This window comes from Sphingopyxis sp. HIX, assembly GCF_001468285.1.
In the GTDB taxonomy this organism is placed as follows: domain Bacteria; phylum Pseudomonadota; class Alphaproteobacteria; order Sphingomonadales; family Sphingomonadaceae; genus Sphingopyxis.
The window spans coordinates 1-20,994 of the sequence record NZ_LNSB01000049.1 but is presented as its reverse complement, the minus strand read 5'-3'; the positions used below and the strand labels follow the sequence as shown (position 1 = coordinate 20,994).

General features: G+C 68.0%; 19 protein-coding genes. 2 read left to right on the top strand and 17 right to left on the bottom strand.

The genetic code is table 11. The features are described 5' to 3' along the window. Positions 1-7 precede the first annotated feature (7 nt). Entirely contained in the window at positions 8-1,498 is a 1,491-nt protein-coding gene (amaB, locus tag ATE62_RS19345) for an L-piperidine-6-carboxylate dehydrogenase (RefSeq protein ID WP_197411753.1), read from the bottom strand. A 106-nt stretch (positions 1,499-1,604) separates the two neighbouring features. On the opposite strand from amaB, the gene acs reads away from it, so the two are divergent. Further along, a complete protein-coding gene (gene acs, locus ATE62_RS19340) occupies positions 1,605-3,569 on the top strand; it encodes an acetate--CoA ligase (protein WP_058809962.1) in 1,965 nt (654 codons plus the stop codon). A gap of 16 nt (positions 3,570-3,585) precedes the next feature. On the opposite strand, the gene ATE62_RS19335 is transcribed toward acs, so the two are convergent. The 10 genes from ATE62_RS19335 to ATE62_RS19290 all read right to left on the bottom strand — a co-directional run bounded on the left by ATE62_RS19335 (position 3,586) and on the right by ATE62_RS19290 (position 14,020). After that, a complete protein-coding gene (locus tag ATE62_RS19335; RefSeq protein ID WP_082662908.1) occupies positions 3,586-4,656 on the bottom strand; it encodes a Kelch repeat-containing protein in 1,071 nt (356 codons plus the stop codon). A 125-nt stretch (positions 4,657-4,781) separates the two neighbouring features. Further along, positions 4,782-5,978: a serine hydrolase domain-containing protein gene (locus ATE62_RS19330; RefSeq protein WP_082662907.1), complete on the bottom strand. Its 1,197-nt coding sequence runs from the start codon at positions 5,976-5,978 to the stop codon at positions 4,782-4,784. Positions 5,979-5,981: 3 nt separating this feature from the next. Continuing rightward, the gene (locus ATE62_RS19325) at positions 5,982-6,974 is read right to left on the bottom strand and encodes a cyclic nucleotide-binding domain-containing protein (RefSeq protein WP_058810115.1); all 993 of its coding nucleotides are present in this window, start codon (positions 6,972-6,974) and stop codon (positions 5,982-5,984) included. Further along, entirely contained in the window at positions 6,971-7,744 is a 774-nt protein-coding gene (xth, locus tag ATE62_RS19320) for an exodeoxyribonuclease III (protein WP_058810116.1), read from the bottom strand. Before xth ends, ATE62_RS19325 begins: the two co-directional genes overlap by 4 nt. 39 nt (positions 7,745-7,783) lie before the next feature. After that, a complete protein-coding gene (gene erpA / locus ATE62_RS19315; protein WP_058810117.1) occupies positions 7,784-8,125 on the bottom strand; it encodes an iron-sulfur cluster insertion protein ErpA in 342 nt (113 codons plus the stop codon). 91 nt (positions 8,126-8,216) lie between these two features. After that, entirely contained in the window at positions 8,217-8,855 is a 639-nt protein-coding gene (locus ATE62_RS19310) for a M23 family metallopeptidase (RefSeq protein ID WP_231736321.1), read from the bottom strand. A 177-nt stretch (positions 8,856-9,032) separates the two neighbouring features. Then, positions 9,033-9,827, bottom strand: a complete 795-nt coding sequence (locus ATE62_RS19305) for a ferritin-like domain-containing protein (RefSeq protein ID WP_058810119.1) — start codon at positions 9,825-9,827, stop codon at positions 9,033-9,035. 105 nt (positions 9,828-9,932) lie between these two features. Further along, complete coding sequence (locus ATE62_RS19300; RefSeq protein WP_058810120.1) at positions 9,933-10,397, bottom strand: peroxiredoxin; 465 nt, start codon at positions 10,395-10,397, stop codon at positions 9,933-9,935. Positions 10,398-10,400: 3 nt separating this feature from the next. Continuing rightward, positions 10,401-13,091, bottom strand: a complete 2,691-nt coding sequence (locus tag ATE62_RS19295; RefSeq protein ID WP_058810121.1) for a bifunctional [glutamine synthetase] adenylyltransferase/[glutamine synthetase]-adenylyl-L-tyrosine phosphorylase — start codon at positions 13,089-13,091, stop codon at positions 10,401-10,403. A gap of 134 nt (positions 13,092-13,225) precedes the next feature. Next, the gene (locus ATE62_RS19290; protein ID WP_058810122.1) at positions 13,226-14,020 is read right to left on the bottom strand and encodes a response regulator; all 795 of its coding nucleotides are present in this window, start codon (positions 14,018-14,020) and stop codon (positions 13,226-13,228) included. A 210-nt stretch (positions 14,021-14,230) separates the two neighbouring features. Here ATE62_RS19290 and ATE62_RS23715 point away from each other — a divergent pair, with 210 nt between their 5' ends. Continuing rightward, complete coding sequence (locus ATE62_RS23715; protein WP_197411760.1) at positions 14,231-14,398, top strand: NepR family anti-sigma factor; 168 nt, start codon at positions 14,231-14,233, stop codon at positions 14,396-14,398. Between the two features lie 7 nt (positions 14,399-14,405). Here ATE62_RS23715 and tgt read toward each other — a convergent pair whose 3' ends face one another. From tgt to ATE62_RS19260, 6 genes are all read right to left on the bottom strand, one after another. Further along, positions 14,406-15,539: a tRNA guanosine(34) transglycosylase Tgt gene (gene tgt, locus ATE62_RS19285; protein WP_058810124.1), complete on the bottom strand. Its 1,134-nt coding sequence runs from the start codon at positions 15,537-15,539 to the stop codon at positions 14,406-14,408. Between the two features lie 91 nt (positions 15,540-15,630). After that, positions 15,631-16,119 carry a hemerythrin domain-containing protein gene (locus ATE62_RS19280; protein ID WP_058810125.1) on the bottom strand — a complete coding sequence of 163 codons (489 nt, stop codon included), beginning with the start codon at positions 16,117-16,119 and terminating at the stop codon, positions 15,631-15,633. Between the two features lie 55 nt (positions 16,120-16,174). After that, a complete protein-coding gene (locus tag ATE62_RS19275) occupies positions 16,175-16,948 on the bottom strand; it encodes a tetratricopeptide repeat protein (protein ID WP_082662906.1) in 774 nt (257 codons plus the stop codon). Between the two features lie 58 nt (positions 16,949-17,006). Further along, positions 17,007-19,148: an EAL domain-containing protein gene (locus tag ATE62_RS19270; protein WP_231736320.1), complete on the bottom strand. Its 2,142-nt coding sequence runs from the start codon at positions 19,146-19,148 to the stop codon at positions 17,007-17,009. A 129-nt stretch (positions 19,149-19,277) separates the two neighbouring features. Continuing rightward, positions 19,278-20,321, bottom strand: coding sequence for a tRNA preQ1(34) S-adenosylmethionine ribosyltransferase-isomerase QueA (gene queA / locus ATE62_RS19265; protein ID WP_058810128.1), 1,044 nt, complete (start codon positions 20,319-20,321; stop codon positions 19,278-19,280). A gap of 13 nt (positions 20,322-20,334) precedes the next feature. Continuing rightward, the coding region (locus tag ATE62_RS19260) for a peptidylprolyl isomerase (protein ID WP_058818586.1) at positions 20,335-20,994 on the bottom strand (660 nt) is incomplete at its 5' end.

Below are 20,994 nucleotides of genomic sequence, written 5' to 3'. Positions count from 1 at the left end.
CCACCGCTCAGAGGTCGAACGACACCCCCTGCGCCAGCGGCAGCGCGTCCGAATAATTCACCGTGTTGGTCGCGCGCCGCATATATTGGCGCCAGCTGTCCGACCCGCTCTCGCGCCCGCCGCCGGTCTCCTTCTCGCCGCCGAACGCTCCGCCGATCTCGGCGCCCGAGGTGCCGAGGTTGACATTGGCGATCCCGCAATCGCTGCCCAAGAGGAACCTCTCGGCCTCGCGCATGTCGGTGGTGAAGATCGCCGACGACAGGCCCGCCGCGACCGCATTATGCGCGTCGATCACCGCATCGAGATCGTCGTAGCGCATCACATAGAGGATCGGCGCGAAGGTCTCTTCGAGCACCGGCCCGACCTGCCCCGGCATCTCGACCAGCGCCGGGCGCACATAGAAGCTCGCCCCTTCGCCGACACGCTCGCCGCCTGTCACGACGCCGCCCGCCGCCCTGGCCGCGGCCAGCGCCTCCTGCATCATCTCATAGGCGGCGCGGTCGATCAGCGGCCCGACGAGCACTTCGCCCTCCAGCGGATTGCCGACGCCGACGCTCGCATAAGCCGCCTTCAGCTTGGCAACGAAGCCGTCATGGATGCTGTTGTGCAGGAACAGCCGCCGCGTCGTCGTGCAGCGCTGCCCCGCCGTCCCCATCGCCCCGAACGCCACGCCGCGCAGCGCGAGGTCGAGATCGGCCGACGGCGCGACGATCACGCCATTGTTGCCGCCAAGCTCGAGGATCGCGCGCGCGAACCGCTGCGCCAGCCGCGGCGCCACCGCGCGGCCCATCCGCGTCGAACCCGTCGCCGACAGCAGCGCGACGCGGGCATCGTCGACCAGCGCCTCGCCCGCCTCGCGCCCGCCGATCAGCAATTGCGACAGGCCTTCGGGCGCATCGCCGAAGCGCGCGACCGCGCGCTCGAAGACCGCCTGCGTCGCGAGCGCCGTCAGCGGCGTCTTCTCCGACGGCTTCCACGCCACGCTGTTGCCGCACACGAGCGCGAGCGCCGCATTCCACGCCCACACCGCGACCGGAAAGTTGAACGCCGAAATCACCCCGACGACGCCCAGCGGGTGCCAGACCTCCATCATCCGGTGCCCCGGCCGCTCGGTGGCGATGGTCAGCCCGTAGAGCTGGCGCGACAGCCCGACGGCGAAGTCGCAGATGTCGATCATTTCCTGCACTTCGCCCGCGCCCTCGGACGGGATCTTGCCCGCCTCGATCGTCACCAGCTTCGCCAGATCGTCCTTCGCCGCGCGCAGTTCCTCGCCGAACAGGCGTACCAGTTCGCCGCGGCGCGGCGCCGGCACCTTGCGCCAGACGCGGAAGGCTGCGGTCGCGCCATCGAGCGCTTCGTCGATCGCCGCGGCATCGGCGACGCGCACCGTCGCCACCTGCTCGCCGGTCAGCGGCGTCACCGACGGCATCGATCCCTCGGTCCACGTGCGTCGGTCGACGCCCAGTCCATCGAGCAGCGCCGCGACCTGCTGGCCCATATCAACCATATTCTGTCCCTTCACCGGCGCGTGCGCGCCCTTGCAGTTTGTGGCTCGCGGGTTATCGCAGGCGGCGCACAATGCAAACCGAAAGCGGGAGACTCCAGTGTCCGAATTGCCCCCCTCCGAGCCCTTCGTTCCGGTCCCCGCCGACGCCGCCGCGAACACCCATTGCACCGCCGCCGATTATGACCGTCTCTATCGGCAGAGCGTCGAGGACCCCGACGCTTTCTGGGCCGAACAAGCCAAGCGAATCGACTGGATCACCCCACCCACCAAAATCGCCAACTGGTCCTACGACCCCGTCAGCATCAAATGGTATGAGGACGGCGTCCTCAACCTCTGCCACAACGCCGTCGACCGCCATGTCGCCGCCGGCCATGGGATGCGCACCGCGATCATCTTCGAACCCGACGCCCCCGACGGCGAGACGCGGACGATCAGCTATGCCGCGCTGCTCGCCGACGTCATCCGCATGGCGAACACGCTCAAGAAAATGGGCGTCCGGAAAGGCGACCGCGTCACCATCTACATGCCGATGATCCCCGAGGGTGCGGTGGCGATGCTCGCCTGCGCACGCATCGGCGCGGTGCACAGCGTCGTCTTCGGCGGCTTCTCGCCCGAGGCGATCCACGGCCGGATCGAGGATTGCGCGAGCGACTGGGTGATCTGTGCCGACGAAGGCCTGCGCGGCGGCAAGACCGTCCCCTTGAAGACCAATGTCGACAAGGCGCTCGAACGCACCGACGTGAAGGCGGTGCTCGTCATCGCACACACCGGCGGCGACGTCAGCATGAAGGAAGGCCGCGACCATTGGTACGACGCCTTGTCCGCGGACGTCCCCGCCGACTGCCCGTGCGAACCGATGCAGGCAGAGGATCCGCTCTTCATCCTCTACACCTCGGGCTCGACGGGCAAGCCCAAGGGCGTGCTCCATAGCGTCGGCGGCTACAGCGTCTGGACCGCAACGACCTTCTGGTACGGCTTCGACTATCGTCCCGGCGAAATCTTCTGGTGCAGCGCCGACATCGGCTGGGTCACCGGCCATAGCTACGTCGTCTACGGCCCGCTCCAGAATGGCGCGACGACCCTCATGTTCGAGGGTGTGCCCAACTATCCCGACCACGACCGCTTCTGGCAGGTCGTCGACAAGCATCAGGTCAACATCCTCTACACTGCGCCGACCGCGATCCGCGCGCTGATGCGCGAGGGCGACGATTATGTGACTCGCCACGACCTCTCGTCGATCCGCCTGCTCGGCAGCGTCGGCGAACCGATCAATCCCGAGGCGTGGCGCTGGTATCACCAGACCGTCGGCAAGGGCCGCGTGCCCGTGATCGACACCTGGTGGCAGACCGAAACCGGCGGCATCATGATCACCACGCTTCCGGGCGCGCATGCTATGCAGCCGGGCAGCGCGGGCAAGCCCTTCTTCGGCATCCGCCCCGAACTCGTCGATGCCGAGGGCAACAAGCTCGTCTGCGAAGAAACCGGCGGCGCGGCCGAGGGCAATCTCTGCATCACGCACAGCTGGCCCGGGCAGGCGCGGACGATCTACGGCGATCACCAGCGCTTCGCCGAAACCTATTTCTCGACCTACAAGGGCAAATATTTCACCGGCGACGGCTGCCGCCGCGATGCCGACGGATACTGGCGCATCACCGGCCGCGTCGACGACGTGATCAACGTCTCGGGCCACCGCATGGGCACCGCCGAGGTCGAAAGCGCGCTCGTCCTGCACGAGGATGTCGCCGAAGCCGCGGTCGTCGGCTTCCCGCACGATATCAAGGGCCAGGGCATCTACGCCTATGTGACGCTCAACGCCGGGGTCGAAGCGACCGAGGAAGTCGCCGCGGCGCTGAAGCAGCAGGTACGCAAGGAGATCGGCCCGATCGCGACGCCGGACCATATCCACCTGACCCCCGGCCTGCCCAAGACGCGTTCGGGCAAGATCATGCGCCGCATCCTGCGCAAGATCGCCGAGAATGATTTCGGCTCGCTGGGCGACACCTCGACCCTCGCCGACCCGAGCTTGGTCGATGGCCTGATCGAGGGGCGGAAGAACCGCTAAACCGGCGCTTCGTCGCTCACTCGCACGTCATCGACGGCCGATAGACCTGCATCGCATTGGTCCCGGTATTTCCGCCCAGCGTGATCGCGCCGCCCGGCAGGAAGATGCGCCCACCGATGACCGCGCTGCCCTTCAGCCCGTGCATCGCGATCGGCAGGTCGGGCAGCCGCGTCCAGCGATTCGCGCCGGGATGATAGGCATAGGTCGTCGGCGTCAGCCCCAGCACATGCCCCTTCTCGCCCTCGCCGCCGAACACGAACATGCAGCCCGCGTGCACCGCCCCGGTGATGCCGCCGCGTGGCGCCGGGAGCGGCGCGCCCTTGCTCCAGCGGCGCGTCGCCGGATCGTAGATTTCGACGACATCGACGCGCTCGGCCATCGCGCCCGGCCCTGTACGCCCTCCGGCAACGATGATCTTTCCATCGATCGCCACCATCGCCAGATGATTGCGCTGCGTCGGCAGGTCGGGCAGCTTTTCCCAGCTGTTGGTGGCCGGGTCATAGGCTTCGAAGGCGTGGCCGCCCGGCGGGCGCCCGCCGGCGACATAGATTTTGCCGCCCACCACCGCCTTGCCGCCGCCGCTGCGCGCGGTGGGCATCGACGCGCGCTGCACCCAGCCGCCGACCGCGGGATCGTGCTCCCAGACATGCGCGACGAAAATCTCCGGCCGCCCGCTACTCGCGCCGTCGAGTTCGCCGCCGATGACATAAAGCTTGCCGCCGACCGCGGCGACCATCGTATGATGGATCGGCTGCGGCAGCCGCGGCCCGAGCGACCAGCGGCTCGCGGCCGGGTCGTAGATCTGGACCAGGTTCGACGGCAGCCGCCCGGGCGGATAGCCGCCGAGTACCCAGATCTTGCCGTCCAGCTCGGCCACCGCATGCTCCGAGCGCGCGAGCGGCATCGCGAGGCCCAGGCTCCACCCGTCGAACTCGGGCGCCGATCCCACCGGCGCGCCCGCGCTGACGCGTTCGTTCCATGTTTCGACCAGTTCATTGTCCTGCACCGGCGTCGCCGGTTGCTGCGCCGCCGCGTTCGTCGCGAGCAGCAGCGCCGCGCCCACAGTCATCCTATCGCGCTTCATCATCCTCTCCCGGCCTGCCGCCCCGCGCGTATCGGTGGCGTTTTCGCCATCCGCCTTTTGCCACAATGACTTAAGCGAAGGACGCCGTGGTGTCCGGATCGACGAACGACGGTCCCGCTCGACGAGCGCTATTTCGCCAGCGCCTCGCACAAGCGGTCGGTCGCCAGCGCGATCCGCGATTCGGCGGTTTCGCGATTGGCCGGGCTGTTCTGCACGCCCTGCGTTTCGGTGTTGAACGCCAGCAGGCTCCCCGCGCGCTGGTCGGGGCAGAGGCTGAGATAGGCGCGAAAGCCGTTCTGGTCGCCATTATGGCCGATGAAGCGCACGCCCGCGCTGCGGTCGACAAAGAAGGACAACCCGCTCTGCGTCGTCGTCGCCATGCGGCCCTGCGTGAAATCGGCGCCCGCCGAAATCTGCGGCTGCCACATTTCCTCGAGCGACGAGCGTTTCAGCACGCGATCATAGTCGATGGCCCGCGCCGGATCGCCGAGCAGGAAGGCGGCATAGTTCGCCATGTCGGGCATCGTAGCATTGAGCCCGCCGTTCGACACCGTCACCCCCGTATCGACATCGAAGGGCGCCGCCACGCGCTTGCCGTCCCTCACATAATAGCTGTGCGAGCGGTGCGGCAGCAGGTGCGGCGGCGTATGGTCGAAATAGCTGTCGTGCATCGCCAGTGGTTTCAGGATATTCTTGTCGACATAGACTTCATAATCCTCGCCCGAGAGGCGCTCGATCACCTGCCCCAGATAGACGATGCCGGGGTTCGAATAGCCGAAGCGGCTGCCGGGTTCGAACTCGACCCGCGTATAGGGCAGCATCGCGACCAGCTGCGACCAGCTGGCCGGTTCGAACGGCTGCCAGTCCTGCTCGCGCCACGGCCAGGTGCCGCTGCGGAAGCCCGCGCTGTGGCTCATCAGCTGGCGCAGGGTGATCGCGCCCGTGTCGCCATAAGGATTATGCACCGCGGCAAGTTCGGGCACATATTTGACGATCGGATCGTCGAGCGACAGCAGCCCGCGATCGCGCAGCTGCATGATCGCGATGCCGGTCATCGTCTTGGTCACCGACGCCCAGTGATAGATGGTCCGCGCATCGACCGGGACATGCGCCTCGGCATCCTGTTCGCCGAGATGGTCGGCGGCGACGACGCGCCCGTCGCGCACGAGATAGAAGCTGCTGCCGGCGATCTTTGCGCGGCTCGTTTCGGCGCGATGGAGCTGCCGGAAATCCGCGAGCGCCTTGTCGAACCCCTGCTCGTCGGCCGCCGCGGGATGCGCGGCACCCAGCAGCAATGCGGCAATTATCCAGCGCGCTACCGCCATAAGCTAAGCCGCCACCGCATGCCCGCGGCGCATCGCGAGGATGCGCGCCTCGACCTGATCGAGCGCGTCGAGCGCGGTGACCAGATCGGCGTTGACCGACGCCCCGACCTCGCGGCTCAGCGCATCGCCCGTCGCGAGCAGCTCGCGGAATGTATCGCGGTCGAAGCTCAGCAGCGTCGCTTGCTCGCTCGTGCGGAGCAGCCGGTCGTGCGGCGTCCCCAGCAACAGCGGCGACAGTCCGACCAGCTGGCCCGGCCCAGTGATGGTGAGCTGGTAGACGCCGTCCTTATGCGGCAGCGCGCTGCGCACCGCGCCGCGCACGACGAGCCACAGCCGATCCGATGCCGCGCCGACCGCGGCAAGGTCAGTGTCGGCGGCGAGGTCGACCCGTTCGCCCGCGTCCCAGAACGCCTGCCGCTGCGTGGAGCTCATCTCCGCGCAGCACGGCAACTTCGCGAGAAAGGCTTCGGCCGCGAAATCCTCCTCCACAACCGGAGCCAGCGCGCGCTGCGGGCGCGGCGTGAAGCTGTCGGGCTCATCGGCCAGCAAAGCCGCAATATCGCGCGTCTTGCCCGCGACGCGCTCGGCGATCAGCTCGCCGAGCGCCGCCTGCAACCGCAGCGATGCCGGTTGCAGCCGCGCCAGCGCGGCGCGAAACTGGTCGGCGGGCAGGTACCAGGTCGCCACCGGCCCGCGCGCGATGCCCATCGCCGACCGTTTGAGATCGCGGCCGATCAGCGCCATGTCGCCGATCACCTCGCCCGGCCCGACTTGCGCCAGCAGCGCGAGCCCGCCGCCGGGCAGGCGCTTGCCGATATCGACCCGCCCCTCGTCGATCAGATAGAGCCCCTCGGCGCGCTCGTTCTGGATCAGCAGCGCTTGGCCGTCGGCGAAATGCCGCGGCGAAAAGCCATAGGCGAGCTCGGCGAGTTCGGCCGCATCGAGCCCGGCGAAGAGCGGCGCGTCCGCCAGCTTTGCGGCGGACAGCAGGCTCATCCCAGCGTCGCCCAGGTCGGTGCATGGTCGCTCGCCTTTTCGCGCCCGCGATGATCCTTGTCGACGCCGGCGTCGACCAGCCGGTCGGCGAGCGCGGGGCTCAAGAGCAGGTGGTCGATGCGAAAACCATGATCGCGCTGCCAGCCGCCCGCCTGATAGTCCCAGAAGGTCCACACGCCGCCCGCCGGATGGCGGCTGCGCACCGCGTCGGTCCAGCCGTCGCCGAGCAGGCGGAACCAGGCGTCGCGCGATTCGGGCTGCATCAGCGCGTCGTTCGCCATCGGCCCGCGCGGATCCCAGACGTCGTCGTCGTGGGGAATCACGTTGTAGTCGCCGGTCAGGATCGCCGGGATCTCGGCCGCGAGCAGTTCCTTCGCGCGTTCGCGGAGGCGCGCCATCCAGCGGAGTTTATACTCGAATTTGGGGCCCGGATGCGGATTGCCGTTGGGCAGGTAGATGCACCCGACGCGCAGGCCATGGACATCGGCCTCGAGGTAGCGCGACTGCTCGTCCTCGGCTTCGCCCGCGAGGCCGCGTTGCGTCTCGACAGGCATCGTGCCCTTGGCGAGGATCGCGACGCCGTTGAAGCCCTTTTGCCCGTGATAGAGAAAGCCGTACCCCGCGGCCTCGATCTCCTTCGTCGGCATCGTCTCGTCGCTCGACTTCAGTTCCTGCAGGCAGGCGATGTCGGGCTGGGTTTCCTCGAGCCATTCGATGAGGCGCGGCAGCCGCGCCTTGATGCCGTTGATGTTGAACGTCGCGATTTTCATGCCGCATCTATGGCAGCATGCGGCGCCCCGCGAAAGGCGTCAGATCGAGAAGCTCGACCCGCAACCGCAGCCCGAGGCCGCGTTGGGATTTTCGACCTTGAACGACGATCCGCCGAGCGAATCGACGAAGTCGACGACGCAGCCGCGCACCAGGTCAATGCTGACCGGGTCGACCACCAGCTTCACCCCGTCGGTCTCGGTCACGATGTCGCCCTCATCGATGCTCTCGGCGAGCCCGAAGCGATAGGTGAAGCCCGAACAGCCGCCGCCGTCGACGGCGAGCCGCAGCGCGGCATCGGCCTCGCCCTTGCGGTCGGCGATCCAGCGGACGCGCGCCGCGGCGGCGGGGGACAGGGCGATATCGGAAAGCTGCGTGGCCATGGCGCCAAGATAGGGGGTCGGCGCCCAAATGAAAAGGGCGCCCCGGCTTGAGCCGTTGGGCGCCCTATCCTCTCCGACCCTGGAAACCTGTTTATTCGGGACCGCCCATCGCGGCCTTGTCGCCGGTGATCGCGGCGATCGCCATCGTATCCTGGCGGCAGAAGGGCATCGGGTTGACCGGTGCGCCCTCGATGCGGACTTCATAATGGAGGTGGTTGCCGGTCGAGCGGCCGGTCGAGCCGACATAACCGACGATCTCGCCCTTCTTCACCTGCTGGCCGGGGCGGACGATGTACGAGGACATATGGCCGTAGCGCGTCTGGATCGCGTTGCCATGTTCGATTTCGACATAATTGCCATAGCCGCCGAGGCGCTGGGCGCGGCCGACGATGCCGTCGGCGGTGGCGTAGATCGGGGTGCCGTGCGGCGCCGGGATGTCGATGCCGTTGTGGCGCGCGACCTTGCCGGTGATCGGGTGGACGCGCATGCCGTAGGACGACGAGAGCGACATGTTCTGGATCGGCACGCGCGAGGGGACCGACACGCCCAGGCTCTGCGTCAGCCCGGTGTCGAGGCGCTTCCACGCCTGGAAAATCGCGCGTGCCTCGCTGTCTTCGCCGGTCTGCGGGACGCCCGCATCGAAGCTGTCGTCATCGGGTTCGTCGGGGACGATGATGCCCGCCTCTGCGCTGTTTTCGGCGGCGTGAGCCGCCGGGGCGCTCACGCCCATCAGCGCGGTGGCACAAAAAATCAGCCCAAAATGAAACTTTTGCGCCAGAAGAGTGTTAATCACTTACGACCCCGCATCTGCCTTGTCGCCAATGGTGTTTTTGGAACCATTGGTGCCGGTTTAGTCTGCTCAGGATGATTGATCATCCGCCCGGCAGCCTGTCTGCGGGGACAGGGGTTACGAAGCAACTACGGCGTAGTATTCTTGCGTTAAACCGGCGTCATGGCGCGCTGAGTCGTTGAACGGCGGCTTCAACTGACCCCGAAATCGCGATTTTACGAGGCTTTGCCAGGTTAACGCGGGCGCGAATCCCCTCTCATCGCACGCCCACTCGAACCAGACTGTGCCCGCGCTCACATGACGAATCTCGTCGGTGTAGATGCGCTCCAGGATTCGCGCCGAGGCCTCGTCGCCGGTACCGCGAAAGCGCTCGATCATCGCCGGGGTGACGTCGAGCCCGCGCGCCTCGAGCACCATCGGCACGATCGCCAGCCGCGCCAGCGCATCGTCGCTCGTCTCCTCGGCCGCCTCCCATAGCCCGGCGTGCGCGGGCAGCGCCCCATAATGGCTGCCGAGTTGGCGCAGCCGCCGGTCGATCAGCGCAAAATGCATCGCCTCGTCGGCGGCGACACCGATCCAGTCGTCGACGAAGCCGCGCGGAAACTCGCCGCCGAAGCGCCCGACCAGATCGACCGCGAGGTCGATCGCGACGAATTCGATATGCGCGAGCGCGTGCAGCATCGCGATCCGCCCGCGGTCGGACCCGCCCTTGCGGCGGCGCGGCATCTGGTTCGGCGGCAGCAGTGCGGGCTCGGCAGGCCAGGCGGGCCGGTCGGGCATCGCGACGTCGCAGCGATGCGCGAGCGCGCCCTGCCGCCACGCGCGCGCGAGCCCGCGCGCCGCGCGCCTTTTGGCGTGCGGATCGGCGGTGAGCAGCACCGCGCGCGCGGCTTCGCCGAGGGTGGTCGTCATATTCGCATCCCTAAATCCGTCACCCCGGACTTGATCCGGGGTCCCGCTTCCAGCGGCGTCGACCAGCGGGACCCCGGATCAAGTCCGGGGTGACGAAGGAAATGGCTAAAGCGCCTTCGCCGCCTCCAGCACCGCCTCGGCATGGCCCTTCACACGCACCTTGCGCCATTCCTTGGCGAGCGTGCCGTCGGCACCGAACAGGAAGGTCGACCGCTCGATCCCCATATAGGTCCGCCCGTAATTCTGCTTCTCAACCCAGGTCCCGAAGGCCTCGCACACCGCACCGCCCTCGTCCGAGGCGAGCCGCACGGTCAGCCCATATTTGTCGCGAAACTTGCAGAGTTTCGCGGGCGCATCGCGCGACACCGCCAGCACCTGCGCGTCCAGCTTGGCGAATTCGGGCGCGAGCCGCGTAAAATCCTGCGCCTCGACGGTGCAACCGGGCGTATCGGCCTTGGGGTAGAAATAGACGACCAAAGGCGCGCCCTTCAGCGCGGCCAGGTCGATCGCCGCGCCGTCGGCGTCGAGCAGTGTCACCGCCGGGATGGCGTCTCCGATGCCAAGGGTCATGGCTCAATTCTCCTGCTGATCGGGGCGAATCGACGCCCACCAGTTCGCGATCTCCTGCCGCGCCGCGTCGTGCGCGGCAAGCAGTTGCGGCCAGCCCGGCTCGCCGCACGCCGCCGCGACCAGCTGGCGCGCCGCGGGGGTCGCGGGTTCGCCCTCCGGCGCGGTCAGCCGCAGCATCACGAGCATCCGCGCAAGCAGCCCGTGCGCGTCGCAGATCTCCGCCGGCGCCAGCCCCTCGACCCGCAGGCAGGCGAGCGCCGAGCCGATATTGGGATCGTGGCAACGCCCGCTCTGGAGCTGCGTCACCTGCATCGCGAATTCGAGGTCGACGAGCCCGCCGGGCCCGCCCTTGATGTCGAGCGCGCCCTTGGGCGGTTTGTGCGCGGCCATCTTGGCGCGCATCTCGGCCGCGTCCTGCGCCAGCTTCGCCGGCTCGCGCGGGATCGCGAGCAACGCGTCGATAATGCGCTGCACCGCCGCGCGCGCGCGATCCGAGCCATAGACCGGCCGCGCGCGAAGCAGCGCCATATGCTCCCACGTCCACGCCTCCTCGCACTGGTAGCGTTCGAAGCTGTCGAGCGTCACGACGAGCGGCCCCTGCGCGCCCTGCGGCCGCAGCCTTGTGTCGACCTCGTAGAGCTTGCCCGCGGCGGTCGGCACCGACATCGCCCCGGTGAGCCGCTGCGCGAGACGGTTGTAGTATGTCGTCGCGCCGAGCGGCCGCCGCCCGTCGGATTCGGCGAGATGGTCGCCGGTGAAAAGATAGATGAGGTCGAGGTCCGAGGCATGCGTGAGCGCCCGCCCGCCGAGCCGCCCGAGCGCGAGCACGACCAGCTCGCTGTCGGCGATCCGCCCATGCGCCTCGACGAATTCGGCGACCGTCGCGTCGGCGAGCACCTGCAACGCCGCCTCGGCGAGTTCGGAATAGCCGCAGGCGATCATCATCGGGTCGCTCGCCCCCGCGATCAGCTGCACGCCATAAGCGAAGCGCCGCTCACCGACGCGGTCGCGCACGCGGTCGAGCAATCGCTCGTAATCGAGCCCCGCGAGCCCCGGCGCCCATTCGGAGAGCAGTTCGGCCTTGGTCGCGGGCGCCTCGAACGCGCGCTTGTCGATCAGCCCCTCGATCAGCTCGACGCGCGCGCCGAGCGCCTCGGCGAGCGTCGGGGCGAGCGTCAGCACGCGCACCGCGACCTTGGCCAGCTCTGGCTGCGCCGCGAGCAGGTGGAAGAAGCCTACCGCGCTCGGCAGGCCCGAGACGAGCTTGTCGAAGCGCGTCAGCGCCGCCTCGGGATCGGGCGCCGCGCCCAGCGCCCGCACCAGCCCGGGCAGCACCGTTTCGAGCGCGTCCTGCGCCGCGGGCGTGCGCAGCGCGCGCAGCTTGCCGCCGCGCCATTCGGCGATGGTGCGGAGGGCCGGCTCGGGCGGCTCGAACCCCGCCGCCATCAGCGCGCCCGCGAGCTCACCCTCGTCGCGCGGCAGCCCGCTGGTCGCCGCGCGCTCGAGCACCAGCCGGTCGTAGCAGGCGGCGACATCGGCGGTGACGGGCTCGAGCATCGCAAGCAGCACTGCGCCGTCGGCGTGCCCGTCGAGCCGCGCCACCGCGTCGAGCGCGGCGGGCTGGAGCGGCAGGCAATGCGTCTGCTGGTCCTCGATCATCTGCAGCCGATGCTCGATCCGCCGCAGCACCGCATAATGGCCGGTCAGCCGCGCCGCGATATCGGGGTCGATGCGCCCCGCCTTCGCCAGCGCGGCGAGCGCGTCGACCGTCGCGGGCACGCGCAGCGAAGGATCGCGCCCGCCGTAGATCAGCTGGTGGACCTGCGCGAAAAATTCGATCTCGCGGATACCGCCGCGCCCGCGCTTGAGGTCGTATCCCGGCCCGAACGCCTGCCCCTGCGCAAAATGGTCGCGGATGCGGTCGCTCATCGCGCCGATTTCCTTGAGCTGGCGGAAATCGAGGCTGCGGCGCCAGATGAAGGGCTGGATCGCCGACAGGAATTCGCCCCCCAGCGCGCGGTCGCCCGCCGACGCGCGCGACCGGATGAAGGCGGCCTGCTCCCACGCCAGCGCTTCGGATTCATAATAGGAGATCGCCGCGTTCACCGGCAGCACGATCGGCGTCACCTCGGGATGCGGACGGAGGCGGAGGTCGACGCGCAGCACGTGGCCGTTCGCGGTCCGCGCCGACAATATCTCGGTCATCCGCCGCGCGATGCGTACCGCCGCCTCGGTCGGGTCGTCGCGCTGGCGGCGCGGCATCGTCTCGGGATCGAAGATCAATATCGGGTCGATGTCCGACGAGTAATTGAGCTCATGGCTGCCGAGCTTGCCGAGCGCGATCACCGACAGTCCGCGCGCTTCCTCGTCGGGCGTGCGTTCGGCAAAGGCGGCGGCGAGCGCGGCGTCGCAGGCGGCGTCGGCAAAGGCCGACAGGTGGCGTGTCGTGATCGCGACGTCATGCTCGCTCGACAGGTCGCCGAGCGCGAGCAGCAGCGCGATCCGCCCGCGCCAGTGGCGCAGCGCCGCCATGATGTCGTCGCCGCCCGGCGGCGGCGTCACCGCGGCCAGCGCGGCGTCGGTGCCGTCCCTGAGGAAAAGCGCGACGTCGTCGGGATGGATTTCGGCGAGCCGCGCGAGAAACGGCGCATTGGCGGTCAGGCGATCGAGCGCCGATTGGCGTTGGGACGTCATTATGCGTGGCTATCGCGCGCTACGAGACGCGAGGCAAGGCGATTGGAGACCGTCGCCCCCGCGACAATCGGTTTTCGCAACGTTGCGGGGAACGGCCTCCAGCGGCCCCGCCTTCGCGGGGGCGACGCTTTTGCTTACGCCGGAACCGTGCTCTCGTCGAAGAACAGCACCTGCGAGATCGCCGCGCGCAGCGTCGCGGGCTGATACGGCTTGGTCAGCAGGAACGCCGGCTCGGGGCGGTCGCCGGTCAGCAGCCGTTCGGGGAAGGCCGTGATGAAGATGACCGGCACCTTCACGTCGGACAGAATCTCCTGCACCGCCTCGATCCCCGAGCTGTTGTCGGCGAGTTGGATATCGGCGAGCACGAGGCCGGGCTTGTGCTTTTGCGCTTCGTTGACGGCCTCGGCGTGGGTGGTCGCGACTGCGACGACGTCATGCCCCAGGTCGCGGACGATCATCTCGATGTCCATCGCGATGATCGGCTCGTCCTCGATGATCAGGATGCGCGCGCGCGTCTGGCGCTCGATCTCGTCCATCGCCTGCGCGATGAGGTCGTGCACCGTCGCGGAGTCGCGGCCGATGATCCGCCCGGCCTCGTCTTCGCTGAAACCCTCGACCGCGGTGAGCAGCAGCGCCTGGCGCGCGAGCGACGGAATGCGGCGCAGCCGCGCGTCGGCGATCGCGATGTCGGCGGCGGCGGGCTCGTCGGAGGCGGCGGCCTGCTCGCTCGCCAGCCCGAAATTGTCGTGCACCATGCGGTAGAGCTGGATGCGCAGGTCCGCGCTGCTGTCGACCGCCGTGGGGTTTGCCACCAAGGTCTGCAAAAGGCCCGCGACCAGCGCGTCGCCGCTTTGCTGGCTTCCCGAAATCGCACGGCCATAGCGGCGAAGATAGGGAAGATGCGGCGCGATCGCCTGACCCAATGACATATATTACCTCCTAAAACAGGTCGCTGCCTGCCCCGAAACTCGTGCAAAAACGGGCAAAAGCCGCGCACGCGCCAGCCGCGCCCGAAATTATTGCGCTGTCACGGAACGATTTAACCGCAAATTGGTTTCATGGGGAAGGAACAAAGCGTCATTGCGCTTTGCTCAAGGCGCGGTTAGCAACAGGCCCCATGTCCATTGGATGTCACGATAATGTCGTCTGAAACCGGTTCGCAGCGGAAGGCCACCGGAAAAGACGCCGACAAGAAGATGCCCAAAAAGGCGCAGGACGTGAACATCGCCCTGCGTCGTGCTTACGAATCGGCGATCGAAGAGAATATCCCCGATTCGATGATGGACCTGCTCAACAAGCTGAACTGAGCGCGCCTCAGCCGCCGCCGCGGCGGTAGCGATCCTCGAAATCCGACTGGAAGGCCGCGAAGCGTCCTTCGGCGATCGCGCCGCGCATCCCCGCCATCAGATCCTGGTAGAAGTGCAGATTATGCTGCGTCATCAGCATCGCGCCGAGCATCTCGCCGGCGCGGACGAGGTGGTGCAGATAGGCGCGCGACCAGGTCGTGCACACCGGACAGGCGCACGCCGCATCGAGCGGGCCCTTGTCCTCGGCATGTTTGGCGTTGCGGATGTTGACCGGGCCGAGCGACGTGAACGCCTGCCCGTTGCGCCCCGACCGCGTCGGGAGCACGCAGTCGAACATGTCGACCCCGCGCGCGACCGCCCCCACCAGGTCGTCGGGCTTGCCCACCCCCATCAGATAGCGCGGCTTGTCGGCGGGAAGTTGGCCGGGCGCGAAGTCGAGCACGCCGAACATCGCCTCCTGCCCTTCGCCCACGGCAAGGCCGCCGATCGCATAGCCGTCGAAGCCGATGTCGGTGAGCGCCGCGGCCGAGCGCGCGCGGAGCTTTTCGTCGAGCGATCCCTGCTGGATGCCGAACAGCGCCGACCGCGCGGCATGCTCCTCGCCCGCGTCGAAACCCGCGCGGCTGCGCGCGGCCCAGCGCATCGAGCGCTCCATGCTCGCCGCGGCGCGCTTCGCGTCGACGCCGTTCGGCGGGCATTCGTCGAACGCCATCACGATGTCGCTGCCGAGCAGCCGCTGGATCTCCATCGAACGTTCGGGGGTCAGCATGTGGCGCGATCCGTCGAGGTGACTCTTGAACGCGACCCCCTCCTCGCTCTGCTTGGTCAGCGCCGACAGGCTCATCACCTGATAGCCGCCGCTGTCGGTCAGGATCGGCCGGTCCCAGCCCATGAAATCGTGCAGCCCGCCGAGCCGCGCCATGCGCTCGGCGCCGGGGCGCAGCATCAGGTGATAGGTGTTGCCGAGGATGATGTCGGCGCCCGTCGCGCGCACTTCGGCGGGCCGCATCGCCTTCACCGTCGCGGCGGTGCCGACGGGCATGAAGGCGGGGGTTCGGATCTCGCCGCGCTGCATGGTGATCGTGCCCGTGCGCGCGGCGCCATCGGTCGCGGCGACCGAAAAGGCGAATCTTGTCGTCATGGCGCGCGCCTATGGCGGGCGCGGGGGGAAAAGTCGAGGTGGGGACATATCGCCCTCTCCCCTGAAGGGGAGAGAGCATACTCCCCGTCCCCTACTCCCGCTCATCCTCGCTCGACGGCTCGTCCTCGGCTGCCTTCGCCTTCTCCTTCGGCTTCTCCTTGGCGAAGATCTCCGCGATCTCTTTCTTGCGCGCCTGGCTCAGCCCGTCCTCGGCGGCGGGGAACATCTCTTCTTCCTCCTCCTCGATATGGTGTAGGTAGCGGTGCTTCATCGTACGGAAGCGCGTCAGCCAGCCGGTCGAGGCGAAGTCCATCTCGTAGAGCTCGGTGAGCATCTCGTCGATTTCCTTATGCTCGCTCGCGCTATGCTGGGCGTCTTCGCGGAGGTCGGGCTTGCCCATCATCGTCGCATAGAGCGACAGCTCCTCGGACGCCGCATGCGCGGTCACCTCGACGCGGAACGCCTCGAACAATTGTTCGCGCTCGTCGCTGTCGCCATGCGTTTCGTCGATCCGGTCGAGCAGTTCGCGATGCCGGTCGTGGTCGGCCTTCAGCCGTTCGAAAATCTTGCTTTCCGCCATGATCGTCTCCGTCGTTGGTCGACGGTAGAACGGTCGGCGCCGCGCACGGTTCCGATCAGGGGGCCTTGGGAGCAGGCGGAGTGGGGGGCGGAGCGGCCGCCGGCGCGGGCTGCGTCAGCGGACCGATATATTCGGCGTAGATCGCATTGGCCTTGGCCGCGACGCGGTCGAGCACGTCGTTCTTCTGCCCCGCGAGCAGCCGCTCGCTCGTCGCCTTGCCCTGCGCGTCGCCGAGCAGGTTCGCGACCGAGAACCACGCCGCCGCGGTCTCGCCGTCCTTCGCGACCCCCTGCCCTTCGAGATAGAGCAGCCCGACCCCGAAAAAGGCGTGCGGCTGCCCCGCCTTCGCCGCGGCCTGGTAATATTCCATCGCCTTGGCGTAATCGACTGGTGTGCCGCGCCCGTTGGCGTGCATCACCGCGAGGCTCATCTGCGCCTGCGGATTATTCTGCGCCGCCGCTTTCTGGATCAGCGCCAGCGCCGCGGCGGGATCCTCGGTCACGCCCTCGCCGGTGTCGAGCATGACGCCGAGCCGCCACTGGCACTGGCTGAGCCCCGCGTCGGCGCATTTCTTGTACAGCCCCGCCGCCTTCGCCTTGTCGGCAGTGATATTCTCGCCATTGTCGTAGAACCAGCCGAGCGCGAACTGCCCCTCGACATCGCCCTCGTTCGCTTTCGTCTGCGCGAGCGAAAAGGCCTCGATCGGCTTGTTCGCATCGAGCAGGTTGGCGACCTGTTCGCTCGTCGACGGGCCGGACGATGCGGCGGTGAGCAGGGCCCAGGCCAGCGCAGCGGCACCCAAGGCTTTGATGTTACGAATATCCCTCATGCCGCGCTTGTGACAGCATGGCGGCGAAAGCGCTAGGGCCTGAAAGCGGCCTCGATCATCATTTGCCCGCCCAGTCACTCGTCGTGGTGAAATTGGGCAGCGCGATCCCCGCCTGCTGACTCGCCGCGGCGATCAGATAGGGCGACACGCGGTGCCGCGTGCATAGCCCGCCATTGCCGTCGCTGACCATCGATTGCTCGAACTGGATGCCCTGCTGGTGATTCTTCGAGCGGCGGACGGTCGCGGTGACCAACTGGCCCTCGCCGAAATCGATCACGAACTGCGTGCCCAACGGCACGTTCATGATACCCTCGATAAAGGCGCCGGTCGCCGACAGGTTGCGCATCACGACGGTGTAGCGGTAATTGTCGTGGACCGCGCCGACCTTGCGGAACATCTGGAAACGGTCGTTGCGCTGGCGCGCCGGGCCCGCGGGCTCGATCATCCAGTGGCCCGTCTCGGCATGGCCGAGCAGTTCGGCGTTCGAGACCGACTTGCTGTACACATAGCCCTGCACATGGCTGACGTTCAATTTGCGGATCAGGTCGAGCTGATCGAGCGATTCGATGCCTTCGGCGGTCGTCTCCATCTCCAGCGCCTCGGCCAGCGCGACGATCGCCGCGATGATCGCCCCGTTGCGCGATCCCGGCTCGGTCGCCCCGCGCACGAAGCTCTGGTCGATCTTGATCTTGTCGAACGGCGCCGACTGGAGATAGCCGAGCGACGAATAGCCGGTGCCGAAATCGTCGAGCGCGAGGCGCACGCCCAGCCCCTTCAGCGCCTTGAACATCTGGCTCGTCTCGGCCGAATCGCCCAGGAACACGCTTTCGGTGATCTCGAGCTCGAGCTGCTCGGGCGGCAAGCCGCTGGTCGCGAGCGCGCTGGCGACGACCTTGGGCAGGTCGGGATTGGCGAACTGGATCGGCGACACATTGACCGCGACGCGCATCGCGCCCGGCCAGCTCGCGGCATCGTCGCACGCGCGGCGCAGCACCCATTCGCCGAGCGCCCAGATCAGATTGGCTTCCTCGGCGATCGGGATGAACAAAGCCGGCGAGATCGGGCCGCGCTCGGGGTGCGTCCAGCGCACCAGCGCCTCCATGCCGGTGACGACATTGGTCTTCGCCTTGACGATCGGCTGGTACGACAGCTCCATCTCGCCGCGCGCCAGCGCATCGCGCAAATCCTCCTCGAGCGCGCGGCGATCCTCGGCCGCCTGGTGCAGATCGCTCGAATAGAAGCTGAAGCGCCCGCGCCCGTTGCCCTTGGCGGCATAGAGCGCGAGGTCGGCGTTGCGGACGAGGTTGTCGCTGTTGTCGCCGTCGAAGGGGCTGATCGCGACCCCGACCGACGCGCCGATGATGCAGCGGCTGCCCTCGACCGAATAGGGCTGCGACAGGCTGTTGATGATATCCGACGCCATGTCGCCCAATTTGCCGCGGTCCTCGACGTCGGGCAGGATGATCTGGAACTCGTCGCCGCCGAGGCGACTGACCATCTCCTTGTCGCCGACGATCTTGAGTAGCCGCCCCGCGACCTGCTTGAGCAGCGCGTCGCCCGCGGGGTGGCCCAGCGTGTCGTTGACCTGCTTGAAGCGGTCGAGGTCGAGCAGCATGATCGCGCACGAACGTTGCTGCTGCGCAAAGGCGGCGAGCGTGGTGTCGAGCTTCTTCGAAATGTTGAAGCGATTGGCGAGCCCGGTCAGGCTGTCGTACATCGCGAGCCGCGACGCGTCCTCGGCCGAGCGGCGCTGTTCGGTGATGTCGGTCCCGCTGCCGCGATAGCCGGTGAAGCGGCCGCCGCCGTCGAAGTGCGGCCGCCCCGACACCGCCCACCAGCGGTCGCCCTCGAAGGCGCAGCGCAGCGGCAATTCATCGAATTTGGACTGTTTGGTCAGGAGGAAGGGCAAGGTGCGCTGGCGCTCGCCATGGCTGTCGACGGGCAGGAACAACTCGGCAAAGCTCGCGCCGATCAGCGCGGCGGCGGTGCGCCCCATCTGCTGCGCGACGGTGTCGGTGATATAGGTCAGCCGGCCATTGGCGTCGGTCGACCAGAACCAGCCCTGCCCGCTTTCCTCGTAATTCTGGAGGAGGAGCAGCGCTTCCTTGGTCTGGATGCTGGGCGCGGCCTCGACGCGCGGCGCCGCCGCGCGGCCCGCGCCGAACTTGCCCAGAAATCCTCGCCCGCCGCCGTCTGGCACCGCCCGTTCCCCTTGGTCCTCCGGGCGCAGCGCCGGCCTATGCATGATGCATCGTCATACTGGTCCCCACCAATATGGAGCATTTAGCGGGCAAGGCCTTGAAAATCGGTAAATGGCTAAGGATCGGGCTTAGCCCGGAAGCAGCAGGCTCGCGTCGCCATAGCTGTAGAAGCGATAGCCGTTTTCGATCGCGTGCGCGTAAGCCGCCTGCATCGTCTCCAGCCCCATCAGCGCGCTGACCAGCATGAACAGCGTCGACTTGGGCAGATGGAAATTGGTCATCAGCCCTTCGATCGCCTTGAAGCGATAGCCGGGGGTGATGAAGATCGACGTGTCGCCGGCGAAGGGCGCGATCTGCCCGTCCGCGCCGGCGGCGCTTTCGAGCAGGCGTAGGCTCGTCGTGCCGACGGCGATCAGGCGCCCGCCCGCGGCGCGCACGGCGTTCAGCCGCGCCGCGGTGTCGGGCTCGATGCGGCCCCATTCGGCGTGCATCACATGGTCGTCGGTGTCGTCGGCCTTGACCGGCAGGAAGGTCCCCGCACCAACGTGGAGGGTCAGCGTCTCGCGCCGCACCCCCGCGGCATCGAGCGCGGCGAGCAGTTCGGGCGTGAAATGCAGCGCCGCGGTCGGCGCGGCGACCGCCCCGTCTTCCTTGGCAAACATCGTCTGATAGTCGCTGCGATCCTCGGCATCGGTCGGGCGCTTGCCCGCGATATAAGGAGGGAGCGGCATCGTGCCCGCGCGTTCGAGCAACACTTCCACTGGCTCGTCGCCCGCGAAGGCAAGGACGAAGCTGCCGTCGGCGAGCCTTTGCTCGGCGACCGCCTCCACCCCCGCGCCGAAATCGACGCGCTCGCCGACGCGCAGCCGTTTCGCGTTGCGCACGAAAGCCTGCCAGCGGCGGAGGTCGATGCGCTTGTGGAGCGTCGCACCGATCTTCGCGTCTCCGCGCCGTCCTTCGAGCTGCGCCGGGATCACCCGCGTGTCGTTGAACACCAGGCAGTCGCCCGCGCGCAGCAGCGACGGCAGGTCGCGCACGCCGCAGTCACTCATTTTGGCGCCGCACATCGCCTGCCCCTCGACCACGAGCATCCGCGCCGCGTCGCGCGGGCGCGCGGGGCGGAGCGCGATGCGCGCGTTGGGCAGGTCGAAGTCGAAGGCGTCGACGCGCATCGCGCGCCCTTCCTTACTGGATCGGGGCGTTGAGCTGGTCGGCGGTGATCTCGGCCGGCGCCGGCTGCGTCTCGGTCAGCGCCGAGGCGGGGGGCATCGGCTTGTTGTCGGCGGCGACCGCGACCTGGACCATGCGCGACATCACCGCGGGCGGCTCGCCCTTCTGGATCGCGTCGACATATTGCATGCCCGATACCACACGCCCGAAGGCGGTGTAGCGGCGGTCGAGGCTGAAGCGCGGCTGCAGCATGATGAAGAACTGGCTGTTCGCGCTGTCCTCGCTCTCGGCGCGCGCCATCGACACCGTGCCGCGCAGGTGCGGCGACGCGTTGAATTCGGCCTTGAGGTCGGGGAGCTGCGAGCCGCCCTGCCCGGTCGCGGTCGGATCGCCCGTCTGCGCCATGAAGCCGTCGATCACGCGGTGGAACTTGACCCCGTCATAAAAACCCGCGCGCGCGAGCTGCTTGACGCGCTCGACATGGACCGGCGCGACATTGGGATAGAGCTGGATCACCACCCGGCCGCCGGTCGAGAGGTCGATGTTGAGCATATATTCGGGGTTGTTGATGTACTGGTCGGGCGTCATCGACGGCACCGCTGGGGCCGCCGTCGCCGCGGTCGCATCGGCGGCGGGCGCGGGAGCCTCGGCGGGCGGCGTCACGGGCGCTTCGGG